The organism is Dyadobacter sp. CY312, assembly GCF_021390535.1.
Lineage (GTDB): Bacteria > Bacteroidota > Bacteroidia > Cytophagales > Spirosomataceae > Dyadobacter.
In genome coordinates this window covers 477,695-491,466 of record NZ_JAJUXG010000003.1, presented here as the reverse complement: position 1 = coordinate 491,466, position 13,772 = coordinate 477,695, and the positions used below count along the sequence as shown (strand labels likewise).

Below are 13,772 nucleotides of genomic sequence, written 5' to 3'. Positions count from 1 at the left end.
CTGAATGTGATGTTTCGCGCAGAGTGGGCTACCCGCAAATTACACAACTGCGTACAACTTAGCAAGCTGCTCCGCACAACGTTCGCCGTCCATGGCAGCCGACATGATACCTCCGGCGTAGCCTGCTCCTTCTCCGCATGGAAATAGACCTTTGACAACAGGATGTTCACAGGAATCACGGTCTCTTGGAATTCTGACTGGGGAAGACGTACGACTTTCTACACCAATCAGCTGTGCTTCGCCAGACAAATATCCTTTCATTTTTCTGCCAAAGTCTGATAAACCGTCCCGCAATGGGTGTGCTATGTTTGGCGGCAGCACCTCATACAGATCAACAGAATGTAATCCGGGCTGGTATGAGGTTTCTCTCAATTCACCGGAAGTTTTCATCCGCACAAAATCATTGGCCAGTTGAGCCGGGGCAGTTTGTGTAGCGCCTGCCAATTCGCACGCTTTCCGTTCTATTTCCTTTTGAAATTCGAGTCCGGCAAGTGCGCCAAAATCCTTGTAAGGTTCTATATCACTTTCTTCAACAGAAACGACAATTCCGGAATTGGCATATGGTGAATCCCGTCGGGACGGGGACATTCCGTTTACAACCAGCTCTCCGGGAGCGGTGGCTGCCGGAACAATAAAACCACCCGGACACATGCAGAATGAAAAAACACCCCTCTGTACCCCCTGATAGCGTGTTTGGGTTACGAGACTGTAAGAAGCCGCTGGTAAATAAGGTCCGCGGTCTGTTTCGCAGTGGTATTGAATTTTGTCAATAACCCTTTGCGGATGTTCGATGCGGACACCCATTGCAAACGATTTGTTTTCGATCAGAATCTTTTTGTCGTCCAACAACTCATAAATATCCCGGGCCGAATGACCAGTTGCCAAAATTACTCCCAGACCGAGGTGTTCTTTCGTGTCTTCTGTAACAACTCCTTTCAAAACATTTTGCTCAACAATAAAGTCAGTCACTTTGGTGTCAAAATGAATTTCCCCACCCGCTTTTAAAATACTTTCGCGCATGGCGGAAACTACAAGTGGTAGTTTGTTGGTGCCAATGTGCGGATGTGTATCAATCAGGATTTGTTCACTTGCACCATGCCCGACAAAGATTTCCAGTACGCGCCGTATATCACCGCGTTTATTGGAACGCGTGTACAATTTACCGTCGGAATAGGTCCCTGCGCCTCCTTCTCCAAAGCAATAGTTGGATTCCGGGTTCACAATATGTTCCTTGTTAATTGCCGCAAGGTCCCTTCGCCTCGTTCGCACATCTTTCCCGCGTTCAAAAAGGATTGGTTTAATTCCCAATTCGATGAGCCGGAGTGCAGCAAACATTCCTGCCGGCCCACAGCCAACAATAATTGCCTGGGGACGATTGCTTACGTCGGGATAAGTGGTGTTGAAACTGATTAGTGAAGGAGGTAATTCGTTTACGTAAACCTCGGCCTGCACGTTCACTTTTACCTGTCGGCTTCTCGCATCAATGGATTGCCGGGTCCTGCGAATAACAGGATTGTCGCCTTCACGCAGCTGTAATTTTTTGATAATAAACCGACGAAAATTTTCGTCATCCAACGCAATCTCGGGCGTCAGTGTCAATTGAAGAGTCTGTTGCATTTATTAGAAAGGGATTTATCCTTTAATGACTGCAAAGGTAAGCAATTTTGTGTTTTAGAGCAGGGCCTTGAATTGGTATCGTTTTGTATTTTCAAAATGTTTTATAGTATTTTGATGTTATTCAATTCATCTCTATTCAAAAACAAACGATTCGTGGAACGTCGCCATTTTATACAGTCACTTGCCGGAGCAGCAATTTTACCAGTCGTTTCATTTACCAACAAAGAGGAGTTTTTGCCGGTTTCGTGCAATCAGTATTCCTGGATTACTTTTTACAACAGGGAAGGGCGCGAATGGGCCGCGGATCCGGATATCAGTCTGAAAGAATTTGCTTCAACAGGGATCAAAGCTTACGAACCTGCCTTTAATCATGCAGGCGAAGTAGCTAAGCTTCTTCCGTTTTTGAAGAAATATCAGTTGGTGATGCCGTCTGTGTATGTCAATAGCGCATTGCATAAAAAAGACGATGCTCAAAAATCGATAGATTCCGTTCTGGGCATTGCAGATGCATTGAAGGCGGCGAATACCAAAATTATTGTGACCAATCCGAGCCCGCTTGCCTGGGGTAGTGCCGAAAATAAGTCGGATGAGGAATTGATAGAGCAGGCAAAAAACATGGACAAATTAGGAGCGGAGTTGAGAAAGCGCGGGATGAAACTGGCTTATCACACCCATGATGTTGAGCTAAGAGCTGCCGCCCGCGAATTTCACCATACGTTGCAGGCTTCGAATCCTGAAAATGTTTCACTTTGTCTGGACGTACATTGGGTGTACCGTGGCTCCGGTAATTCGCAGGTTGCCCTATTTGATATTGTAAAAATGTACGGAAAAAGAATTGCAGAGCTACACATCCGGCAATCTAAAAATGGGATTTGGCAGGAGAGCTTTGGAGAAGGCGATATTGATTATCCACGTTTGGTAACAACTTTAGATGCAATGAAAGTGAGGCCACATCTGGTTTTGGAACAATGCCTTGAAAAACAGTCGCCCAACACCATGACAAGTGTAGCAGCGCATAAGGCGGATCTTGCTGGCGTGCAGAAGGTGTTTGGGAAGTGGCTTAACAAGTAGAGTTGGGTCAGTCAATTATCTGAATATTCCGGACCATTTTGTTTGTGAATATCGGTCTGAGACCCCGTTCGGCGTATTCTGGAGACTACGCCGAACGGGGTGATCTTAAAAAATGAATGGGGCAATATTTCCATGTGACCCATTCATTCATCTAATATTCTATTACTTATTCTCAAACCAAATCACCATCTCATTTGCGCCACGGTTGGCCCAGGCGTAGTAGGGGATTAGCGTTACATTTCCTTTTGAGGATTTTAGGGTATTCACACCTTCCAACAGATCTTTATTATAAGAAGATTTAAAAACCTGATCGTCGGATAAAGCGATAGAAAGTGCTTTTCCTCCGTTATCATGTCCTTCAGCACAATACACGATTGGTCCTTTTTCTATGGCAATTTTGCCCTTGTTGGCTTGTACATTCTCGTTTGCCTTCACTTTTCTAACCGGCATGTCCAGAACCAGTTCTATCACATCTCCCTTTTTCCAATTCCGGTTTAGTTTTATAAAACCGTTTTCAATGTTCGTTGCGGTGGTTTTACCGTTGATCTTAAGAACTACCGGTTTCACATCCGCGTTTTTGTAAGTATATAAATCTCCAGGAATTGCCTTGCCGGTTGCCCAACCTGGAATGCGTATTGAAAGTGGGAAAGCAAGCTGTTTTTCAGGCGAAACCGTTATTTTGACATTACCTTCCCACGGATATTTGGTTTGCTGGTTCAGCTTTACAGAACTGTTTTTTACGGTTAGGTTGGCCTCATTGTCAGCAAATAGATTTACGACCACTTCATCTCCCTTTTTAGCATATATATAAGAAGGCATTGAAGGTAAAAACCTTGAAACGTTGGTTGGACAGCAAGCGGTGCCAAACCATTCGTGCCGCACAGCTCCGCTTCCTTTGCCGAAATCATTCTTGCCGTCAGAAGCCATGGGATTCACATAAAAAAACTTGTCGCCCTTTACCGACATTCCACCCAGAAAACCATTGTAAAGAACCCGTTCAAACACATCCATGTACTTCGCTTCACCGGTGTATAGATACATTTTGTGGTTCCAAAGCATATTTGCTACTGCTGCACACGTTTCCGCATAAGCATTATCGTTGGGTAATACGTAACCCTTGTCAAACGCTTCTCCGTCTTCACGTGCACCGACGCCACCCGTGATGTACTGCTTTTTTAGCGTGGCATCATCCCAAATCCTGTGAATGGCAGTATCATAACCTTCGTTTTTCTCAATGGAAAGCATGTCAGCAATCGCCGCATACAAATATTGCGCACGAACAGCGTGTCCAACAGCTTCTTTTTGGCGGATTACCGGTATGTGATCCTGAAAATAGGAGGGACCCAGTTTGTGTTCATCCAGGAAAAGTGGACGTTTGTCGGATCTGCCCCTCATGTCAATGAAGAAGCGTGCGAGGTCAAGATATTCTTTCTTGCCTGTTGTTCGGTAAAGACTTATCAGAGCTGTTTCTGTTTCTTCATGACCGGGAACGACGATAAGCTGTCCGGGGCCGGTTCCGAATGTTTTTACAAGATGGTCGGCGTTTTTAGTGGCTACATCTAACAATGTTTTTTTACCTGTTGCTTCGTAATGTGCAATTGCTGCTTCATAAAGATGCCCCACATTGTAGAGTTCATGGCTGCCGTTTTCAAACGAATAACGGGTCGGGCCCGCAATCCAGTCGTATGAGCCGGTAGTGTCCTTGTTGATAGTTCGGATTGTATACAGATACCCGTCAGGTTCCTGAGCGGCTGCGAAAAGCACTATGAGGCTGTCCAGGTATTTGTCGAGTTTCGGATCATATTGATTTTGAAGAACATAGGCAGCACCTTCAACAGTTTTAAATACATCCGAATCATCGAAACGTGTACCCTGGAATACGCCTTTTTTCAGTCCGCCTGCAACAGCGAAGTTGTCTATCCGTCCCGATTTTTCTATTTTGTTTAACACATGAGGTACTGTCGTCTGCCGGGCTGTCTGGATTCTGTCATGCCAAAAACCCTGGTGCGTTTTTACATTTTTAAGGGGGATCGGAGTTATTTTAAGGTCTTGACTAATAGAGGAATGAGATAATATAATTGCAAATACAAAAAGGCAATATTTATACATTTTATGAATATTTAGATTTCAAAACTGATTGGATTTATGATTATCAGGAAAAAATTATGCCGTTTGTTTCCAACCATTTATCGTTGAATATAATCCTGTAAATAAACTTTTAAACTATGCGAGGATTTATCTTATTAATCATGTTAGGGGTGTTTTTTACCAACTGCAAAAACAATAAAGATCCGGAACCGTTGCCGGAAATTGCAGATATAGCTGGTGGATGGAAATTGACAGAGCAGAAATATGTCTCTGGGGATTCCACTATTACAGTTGATATTAATAAGGCGGAGCAAAAAGATTTATTTATTCGCTACGATGGTGTAATGTTGTATGATGGCTCTGTTTCTTGCTGTGCGGTCAACAAATATGTGATAAATGGCATTTCGTTTAACGTGGTGCCAAAGGAAGACACACCACCAGCGAATTTCATTTGTGATTGTATGCCTTGCGATGAACTGGTAATTACACAAACAGGTGATACAATGACTGTGGTTTATTGTAATGCAGGAACGTCAACTTATACAAGAGTAAAGTGACAGTTTTTGAATCGATTCGAAACCAAAAATGGCTCCTGATTTGAGATCGGGAGCCATTCTTATTTTTATTAAAAAACTTTAAGAACGGTCACATTTTCTACAAACCGTATTTCTCCATTCTTCTATACAAGGCCGCTCTGCTCAAACCCAATTCTCGCGCGGCATCCGTAATATTACCGTTGAAGCGTTTCATGGCTTTCACGATCAGTGTTTTTTCCATGTCTTCCAAGTCAAATCCGGTTGCGGTGGAAGCTTGTCCGCCTGAGCTTTTCAGGAAGAGATCGTCGGGCTGTAAGGTTTTTTCCTGAGACAAAATCACGGCGCGTTCTATGGCATGCTGCAATTCACGAATATTTCCCGGCCAATTGTACTGCTGCATTTTTTTGATCAATGCACTACTGATGTCGTTAACCGGGCGGTTGTATTTCTTGCTGAATTGTTTTAGATAAAATTCCGCAAGTGTGGCAATGTCTTCTGGTCGCTCACGAAGTGGCGGCAGGTCCAGTTCAATGGTATTGATGCGGTACAGAAGATCCTGGCGAAAGGTTTTCTCTTCCACCATTTTTTCGATATTCATATTGGTGGCGCAAATCAGCCTTACGTCCAATGGAATAACCTTGTTGGATCCAACTCTGGTCACGCGTCTTTCCTGTATCACCGTCAGTAATTTTGCTTGTAGTGCCAGTGTAAGGTTGCCAATTTCATCAAGGAAAATAGTCCCGCCTTTGGCTTCTTCGAAACGTCCGGCCCGGTCTTCTTTCGCGTCAGTAAACGCTCCCTTCACATGCCCGAACAGTTCACTTTCAAAAAGACTTTCACTAAGCGCCCCCAAGTCCACTGTTACAAAAGGTTTGTCGGATCTCTTGGAATGCTGGTGCACATGTTTGGCCAGTTGCGTTTTTCCTGTTCCGTTCTCACCCAGTATTAATACGTTCGCATCCGTTGCAGCAACTCTTTCCGCCGTATGCAATACTTGTTTCATGGTGTCGCTGCTGGCAATAATCGTATCTGCACCCGCTTTTGCTTTTTTATTATCTTCCTTTTTATCTTCGTTCGTTATGGCAGCGGAACCAGGTGCATTGCTTTGTAAAGCGGCTGCAATTGTTTCGAGCAATTTATCATTTTCCCAAGGTTTTAAAACGAAATCCGTAGCTCCGGATTTTATCGCACGAATAGCCATTTCAATATCACCGTAAGCCGTAATCATGATGACCTTCGTTTTAGGATTGATGTCCAAAATCCTGTCGAGCCAGTGGAATCCTTCCCGTCCGCTGTTAACATCGCGGGTAAAGTTCATGTCAAGCAGAATCAGATTATAATCCCCGTTGGTTACCAGAAAGGGTAGTTTTTGCGGATTTTTTTCAATATCAACTGATTTTGCGTGGCGCTTCAATAATAATTTGGCCGCACTGAGTACATCAACGTCGTCGTCGATAATGAGGATTTTGGCTTCGGCTAATTGCATGGTCTTAATTTAGATATTTTTCGTCGAACCTGGTGTTGTGTTCGTGTAACGTGGCTATGAATTCTTCCTTAAAAGTAAGCTTTTTGTAGAGTTCTTCCTGATTTTTAATGCAACCAATTCTGGTGTTTCCATTATTGTTCATTTCAGGAATCAAACCATTGCAAATGAACACGCCACAGCTACAACTTTGCTCCCCTCAAAAAGTCTCCGATTTCCATCCGCTTTTTCCCTTCCAACTGTAGTATTTCAACAGAAAGCCACGCATCAGAGGTTTTGAAGCGCAGGAATGTTTTATTGTCTGTTTTATATTCTCCGGGTTGTCCGGTTTCCTCGTTGTTCACAACGCCCGTTTTGAATATTTTACAGGAAAGTCCGTTGAGGGTTGTCCAGGCGGCGGGATAGGGAGAAAGTCCTCTCACAAAATTGTGAATTTCCACAGCTGTTTTGTTCCAGTTAATTTCACAAGTTTCACGGAAAATTTTTGGTGCAGGTTTCAAAACAGCACTTTCGTCCTGGTCATCCTGAGGATAACTTCCGTTTTCAATCGCTTCAACCGTTTTTACTACCAATGCGGCACCTTTCAACATCAATCTTTCATATACACTTCCTGCATCATCATCGGGATGGATCGGCTCCTTTTCTTTGAAGATGATCTTGCCCGTGTCAATCTCCTTTTCTATAAAAAACGTGGTAACGCCGGTCTCTGTATCGCCGTTAATTACAGCCCAGTTAATAGGTGCCGCACCCCTGTACTGAGGCAAAAGAGAGCCGTGCAGGTTAAAGGTTCCATGCGTAGGCATTGCCCAAACCACCTCTGGTAACATGCGGAAAGCTACTACAACCTGTAAGTCGGCCCGATAGGATTTCAGCTCCTCCAAAAATACCGGATCTTTTAATTTTTCGGGTTGTAAAACAGGTATTCCCTGCTCTTGTGCATATATTTTTACGGGCGATGAAGTTTGCTTCTGACCTCTTCCGGCAGGCTTGTCGGGAACAGTTATTACCGCCACAACGTTAGATTTATTTTCTACCAGACTTCTTAAGCTTGGAACTGCAAAGTCGGGAGTTCCCATAAATATTATTCTCAGTCCTTTTGACATAGATTGTGGTCTCTTTTAATAAAAATGGTTGTTACCATTTACAAATATTGTTATTTTTGCCGTTCTTACAGAAAAATATGGTGAAGATTAAAAAACATATGAGCCGAAAAGATGAGGTTTTCTAGCCTTCTACTACGAGTTGCTGATACTCCTGTAGAGCGGTCTTAGAACCGTTCTTTTTTTTTACCCAAATTTTAAATTCTAAACAAGACTAATTAACTAATTCAAGGTCATGGCTAAGATTTCATACTATACCGAAGAAGGATTGAACAAGCTCAAAAATGAGCTGAATGATATGAAAACCAAAGGCCGCACTGCCATAGCTGCACAAATTGCAGAAGCTCGTGATAAAGGTGATTTGAGTGAAAATGCAGAATATGACGCGGCGAAAGATGCACAGGGAATGCATGAGATGAAGATTGCAAAATTGGAGGAAATTATGTCCAATGCGCGGGTAATTGACGAGTCGGCAATTGATACATCACTGGTTGCGATTTTGTCTGTTGTGAAGATCAAAAATCGTAAAACCGGCATGGAAGTATCATATACACTGGTTTCAGAAGAAGAAGCCGATTTGAAGACTGGTAAAATTTCAGTTGGTTCTCCGATAGGAAAAGGACTTTTGGGTAAAAAAGTAGGCGAAACTGCTGAAATTAAAGTACCTGCCGGATTGATGGAATTTGAAGTTTTGGAGATAGGTCGGTTCAGCTAGGTAAAATTGCTGACCACGTGAATGTTGGATTCTGGAATGAACTGTTCATTTCGCAATCCAACATTTTCTTTTAAAAGGCGAGGTGCCTCACAGATAACGGATTCATAGCCGATTGATAAAACCATTATGAAATTTAAAGGATTCCTGTTTCACGTATCTTTTCTCTGGGTAGATGGAATGGCGCTTTTTCCTTTTATTTTGGTCAAAAAAGAATCGCCTGGACGGGTGTTGATGAATCATGAATGTATTCATTTGCGTCAGCAGCTTGAAATGGGTCTGATATTTTTTTACGTTTGGTACTTTGCAGAATATCTCATCCGACTGATGCAATACCGGGTCCATTATCTGGCTTACATGCATATTTCTTTTGAGCAGGAAGCTTATCAGAACGAAGCCAATCACGATTATCTGAATAAAAGAAAATGGTGGGCATTTTTGAGGTATGTTTGAAAGGAGGAATGACAGGAAGTTAAGTAGTTAGAGGGAGTTAAGAAATCACTACTTGCACGCAGTTAAGAAGTTACCGAAGTCTGAAAAATCAAAGACAGCAATTTTAGTTTACAGCATTTCAATTTTCGATCAATTTATAGCACAATGGCAGATAAAAGCACTGAGTTTCTTTATAAATATTTGAACAATGCTTCCCCGACCGGCTTTGAGTCAACCGGGCAGCAAATCTGGCTGGATTACATCAAACCTTATATCGAGGATCAGATCATCGATGTATACGGAACGGCAGTGGGTGTAATTGGTCCTGGCCAGGATTACAAAGTGGTAATCGAAGCTCATTCTGATGAGATTTCCTGGTTTGTCAACTACATTTCTGATGATGGCTACATTCACGTACGTCGTAATGGAGGTTCCGATGCAGCAATTGCACCTTCCATGCGTGTGAATTTGCATACTTCGAAAGGTGTGGTGAAAGGTGTCTTTGGATGGCCGGCGATCCATGTGCGCGACACAGCGAAGGATCAGGTTCCGAAAGTACATGAATTGTTTATAGATGTAGGCGCTTCCAAAAGAGATGAAGTGTATGAAATGGGCATTCATGTTGGGACAGTTGCAACTTTTGCTGACGGGCTGGACGAGATGAATGACCGGTATTACGTTGGCCGCGCGCTTGACAACCGTATGGGTGGATTTATGATAGCAGAGGTTGCACGTATGCTACATGAAAATAATGTAACCTTGCCTTTTACATTGTATGTTGTAAATGCAGTGCAGGAAGAGATTGGTCTGCGTGGAGCAGAAATGATATCAAGACGTTTAAAGCCGGATCTGGCAATTGTAACAGACGTAACGCATGATACACAGTCGCCGATGTACAACAAAAAAGAGCAGGGCGATCTGAAAAGTGGAAACGGTCCGGTAATTTGTTACGGACCTGCCGTCCAGAATAACCTGCGCGACTTGCTGATCAAAGTTGCTGATGATAAAAAGATTCCGTTCCAGCGCCAGGCGGTGAGCCGTTCTACCGGTACCGATACAGATTCATTTGCTTATTCAACAGAAGGAGTTGCGTCTGCATTGATATCGCTTCCTTTAAAATACATGCACACCACAGTCGAAATGGTTCATAAGGAGGACGTGAAAAATGTGATTCAATTGATGTACGATGTTCTGTTGTCTTTAAAAGGCGACGAGGATTTTCGCTATATTAAATAGCTGATAAGCCGAAACACGAGTAGTGGGAATTTGAGAGGAAAGTAGTCGCTGAACACGATGCTTTCCTCTTTTTTATTTCTTTTGATTTATGTATAATTTAATTTTATATTGATTTGTGTCGATTTAAGTAGTTGTAGTGTATATTACTGTTTATCAGATATATGTGAATTTGTTAAAATTTAATGTTATTTTTAGTATCTGTTTAATTTTAAAATATGTTATTTTTGGTATCATTATCAATGATCGATTTAATAACAGTTTTACTTTTATCAGCACATGGAACGGCCACGGGGAAGAGGAGCGGGAATTAATTCCCATAACAAATTTCAGAAGCTCGAAACTGAATACATCCCCGAGGACTGGCAGCAATGGGAAGATCAGGAAGTGAATCCCAAAACGCAGTTTATCATGGAAGAATCCAAAACACTGCTAAGCGTTTCGGATAGTCCTGATTTGAGAAATTACAATTCCATAAATCCATATCGTGGTTGCGAACATGGCTGTATTTATTGTTACGCGCGTAATTCACATGAATATTGGGGTTTCTCGGCTGGACTGGATTTTGAAACCAAAATAGTAGTGAAGAAAAATGCACCTCAACTTCTCGAAAAGCTCTTTCATTCCAAAAAGTACGAGCCTGTCCCAATTATGTTTTCGGGCAATACGGATTGTTACCAGCCTGCGGAGAAGAAGTTTAAACTGACCAGACAACTACTCGAAATCTGCCTTAAATATCGTAATCCGGTAACGATCCTTACAAAGAATGCATTGATCCTGAGGGATGTTGATGTACTTGAAAAGATGGCAAAGCTGAATCTTGTTCATGCCGCGGTCTCGATTACTTCGTTGAACGAGGACCTCAGAGGCAAATTGGAACCACGGACCGTAACCGGCAAACGACGATTGCAGATCGTGAAAACGTTGCATGAGGCTGGAATACCGATGGGAATTATGAGTGCACCTATTATTCCGGGTCTCAATGATCAGGAAATTCCTGCCATCATTAAAGCTGCGGCCGAAAATGGAGCAGCTTGGGCGGGATATACTGTTGTTCGCCTGAATGGTGCCATTGCTACTTTGTTCAAGGAATGGATCCATCATCATTTCCCCGACCGGGCAGACAAAGTGTTGAACCAGATTGCGGAATGCCATGGCGGGAAACTAAATGATTCAAGGTTTGGATTAAGAATGAGCGGGGAGGGTAATTATGCCGAAAACATTCGTCAGCTTCACAATTTCGCATGCAGGAAATATTTCGAAGACAAAGAAATGCCAGATCTGGATACCTCTCTTTTTATCAAAAAGGGACAGATGAAGTTGTTTTGAAAAGGAGTTTTTTTACCACTGATGCATGAATTTGAGGGATTTAGGACTGCCTTTTTATATGATTTTACAGAAAGTGTGATGAAGTAATTTCTGTACGACCTGCAAGAATAAGTTTATATTAGTGTTTCATTCAGACCGTACGCACGTAATCTCTGACTTAAAAGATCATCATGAAACAATTCATTGCCTTAACCTTCACAGCCTTAATCAGTATTTTTACCAGCCATTGCGTAAGTTCTTCATCTCACAAAGGAGTTGGAACAGATTCCCTTTCTGATGCAAAAGAAACAGCTGTTCCTGTCAAAAATATAGTTATAGGAGCTGAGCGAACCTCGGAATATTTGGATTACCTGAAAGGTAAAAAAGTGGGTATTCTGGTAAATCAGACTTCGATCATTGGTAAAACGCCCATTGTTGACAGTTTGGTAGCGCTGGGAGTGAATATCGTTCTGATATTCGGACCAGAACATGGTTTCAGAGGCACAGCAAGTAATGGAGACAAGGTGAGCGATAGTGTGGATCCGAAAACAGGAATTCCTGCCATATCGCTTTACGGAAAACTGAAAAAACCAACCAAAGAGCAGCTGGCGAAGATTGATCTACTCATATTTGACATCCAGGATGTGGGAGCACGTTTCTATACCTACATCAATACCCTCGGGCACGTAATGGAAGCTTGTGCGGAGAACAATAAGGAAATGCTGATTCTGGATCGGCCAAATCCGAACGGTTTTTTGATTGATGGACCAATACTGGAAAAACATCTTTACTCAGGAATAGGCATGTATCGTATTCCGATCAGTCATGGACTCACGATGGCGGAATTTGCGCAGATGATCAATGGGGAAGGCTGGTTACCAAATAATATGAAATGTAAATTGAAGATTATTAAAATAGCCAATTATAATCACGATATGCCTTACACGCTGCCGGTGATGCCCTCTCCAAATCTGAATACGCAGCAGTCAGTAATGTTGTATCCACACATTTGTTTCTTTGAAGGCACGATCCTGAGTCAGGGAAGAGGTACTTACATGCCATTCACCGTTTTGGGAGCGCCATTGCTTAAAGGAAAATATGAATTTTCATTTAAACCTCAGAGCATCAAAGGAATGAGTGAAACGCCGTTGCATCAGAACGAGGACTGTTATGGACTGGACCTTAGAAAATTTGATACATCCGTTTTTGAGAAGAACAGAAAACTGAACCTGAAATGGATCATGGATCTGTACAAAGCTTATCCGGACAAAGACAAGTTTTTTGACAGAAGTCAGAGCAAACAAATGGGGGATTTCGACAAACTGGCTGGTACAGAGAATCTGAGAAAGCAAATTATTGCAGGTGCTTCGGAAGCTGAAATTCGTAAAAGCTGGGAACCAGGTCTATCTGAATTTAAAGAAATAAGAAAAAAATATCTGTTGTACCCCTGATAACAGGGGTATCGGCTAAGAAAATGTCTTTATCCTGCTCAGTAATTCGTTGCGGTTGTCGGTGGTAATCGGGATTTCAAGTTCGTTGATCATGACGTGTATGTAATTGATCGCCGTAATCGCGTTGAGGTTGATGATGAATGATTTATGAACCCTGAAAAACAAATTGGTTGGCAGTTGGCTGATCATGTTTTTCATCGTTTCCCGAATCGTATACTTCCTTTTCGTGGTATGTAGTTCAAGATAATTGTCATCGCTCCGGATATATAGCAAGTCGGCCAGCATGATTTTAGTGAACATGTGTTTCTCCTTAATAAAGAGTGCATCTTTAATCACGGTGCTGTCCTGATCGTCGGAGCCTTCGTCCGATCTTCGCTTGCGATAACCCTGCAACGCAAGATTGACTGCCGTATAAACCGAGATTTTCTGAAACGGTTTGTTCAGGAAAGCATGCGGTGAAGTTTGCAATGCTGCATTTACAATTGCTATGTCCTCGTGGCTTGTGAGATATAAAAAGGGAATGTCCAGATTGCCTTTTATATATTCGCCTATGTCAATTCCTGTTTGATAGCCGTTCAGATTGATGTCGAGAAGAACAAGGTGGTAAACCTTGGATTGCAGGAGATCTAATGCACTGTGATAATCCGTTGCGACATCATTGGCTTCGAAACCAAAACTCTTGAGTGTGTATTGTAAGTGTTTGGCAATAATGTCTTCGTCCTCAACTATTAATATGTTCAT

Annotated in this window: 12 protein-coding genes; 7 read left to right on the top strand and 5 right to left on the bottom strand. The window is 42.5% G+C overall.

Annotated elements, in window-relative coordinates; genetic code table 11:
• Positions 1–39: 39 nt before the first annotated feature.
• Complete coding sequence (locus LZG71_RS06265; RefSeq protein ID WP_233818112.1) at positions 40–1,617, bottom strand: NAD(P)/FAD-dependent oxidoreductase; 1,578 nt, start codon at positions 1,615–1,617, stop codon at positions 40–42.
• A 153-nt stretch (positions 1,618–1,770) separates the two neighbouring features.
• Between LZG71_RS06265 and LZG71_RS06260 the strand changes: the two genes are divergently transcribed.
• Positions 1,771–2,688 carry a TIM barrel protein gene (locus LZG71_RS06260; RefSeq protein ID WP_233818111.1) on the top strand — a complete coding sequence of 306 codons (918 nt, stop codon included), beginning with the start codon at positions 1,771–1,773 and terminating at the stop codon, positions 2,686–2,688.
• A 162-nt stretch (positions 2,689–2,850) separates the two neighbouring features.
• Here the strand turns inward: LZG71_RS06260 and LZG71_RS06255 are convergent, their stop codons facing one another.
• Positions 2,851–4,797 (bottom strand): glycoside hydrolase family 127 protein, encoded by a 1,947-nt coding sequence (locus LZG71_RS06255; protein WP_233818110.1) that lies wholly within the window; start codon positions 4,795–4,797, stop codon positions 2,851–2,853.
• A gap of 116 nt (positions 4,798–4,913) precedes the next feature.
• Here LZG71_RS06255 and LZG71_RS06250 point away from each other — a divergent pair, with 116 nt between their 5' ends.
• Entirely contained in the window at positions 4,914–5,333 is a 420-nt protein-coding gene (locus LZG71_RS06250) for a hypothetical protein (protein WP_233818108.1), read from the top strand.
• A gap of 97 nt (positions 5,334–5,430) precedes the next feature.
• Here the strand turns inward: LZG71_RS06250 and LZG71_RS06245 are convergent, their stop codons facing one another.
• Together LZG71_RS06245 and fmt are read right to left on the bottom strand one after the other, a co-directional pair.
• On the bottom strand, positions 5,431–6,798 hold the full coding sequence (locus tag LZG71_RS06245) for a sigma-54 dependent transcriptional regulator (protein WP_233818106.1): 1,368 nt from the start codon (positions 6,796–6,798) through the stop codon (positions 5,431–5,433).
• A gap of 179 nt (positions 6,799–6,977) precedes the next feature.
• On the bottom strand, positions 6,978–7,898 hold the full coding sequence (gene fmt / locus LZG71_RS06240) for a methionyl-tRNA formyltransferase (RefSeq protein WP_233818105.1): 921 nt from the start codon (positions 7,896–7,898) through the stop codon (positions 6,978–6,980).
• 232 nt (positions 7,899–8,130) lie between these two features.
• Between fmt and greA the strand changes: the two genes are divergently transcribed.
• The 5 genes from greA to LZG71_RS06215 all read left to right on the top strand — a co-directional run bounded on the left by greA (position 8,131) and on the right by LZG71_RS06215 (position 13,031).
• On the top strand, positions 8,131–8,610 hold the full coding sequence (gene greA / locus LZG71_RS06235) for a transcription elongation factor GreA (RefSeq protein ID WP_233818103.1): 480 nt from the start codon (positions 8,131–8,133) through the stop codon (positions 8,608–8,610).
• 126 nt (positions 8,611–8,736) lie between these two features.
• Entirely contained in the window at positions 8,737–9,060 is a 324-nt protein-coding gene (locus tag LZG71_RS06230) for a hypothetical protein (protein WP_233818100.1), read from the top strand.
• Between the two features lie 144 nt (positions 9,061–9,204).
• Positions 9,205–10,275: a M42 family metallopeptidase gene (locus LZG71_RS06225; protein ID WP_233818098.1), complete on the top strand. Its 1,071-nt coding sequence runs from the start codon at positions 9,205–9,207 to the stop codon at positions 10,273–10,275.
• Positions 10,276–10,551: 276 nt separating this feature from the next.
• Entirely contained in the window at positions 10,552–11,601 is a 1,050-nt protein-coding gene (locus LZG71_RS06220) for a PA0069 family radical SAM protein (protein WP_233818096.1), read from the top strand.
• Between the two features lie 170 nt (positions 11,602–11,771).
• Positions 11,772–13,031, top strand: coding sequence for an exo-beta-N-acetylmuramidase NamZ domain-containing protein (locus LZG71_RS06215; protein ID WP_233818094.1), 1,260 nt, complete (start codon positions 11,772–11,774; stop codon positions 13,029–13,031).
• Between the two features lie 15 nt (positions 13,032–13,046).
• Here LZG71_RS06215 and LZG71_RS06210 read toward each other — a convergent pair whose 3' ends face one another.
• The gene (locus tag LZG71_RS06210) at positions 13,047–13,772 is read right to left on the bottom strand and encodes a LytTR family DNA-binding domain-containing protein (RefSeq protein ID WP_233818092.1); all 726 of its coding nucleotides are present in this window, start codon (positions 13,770–13,772) and stop codon (positions 13,047–13,049) included.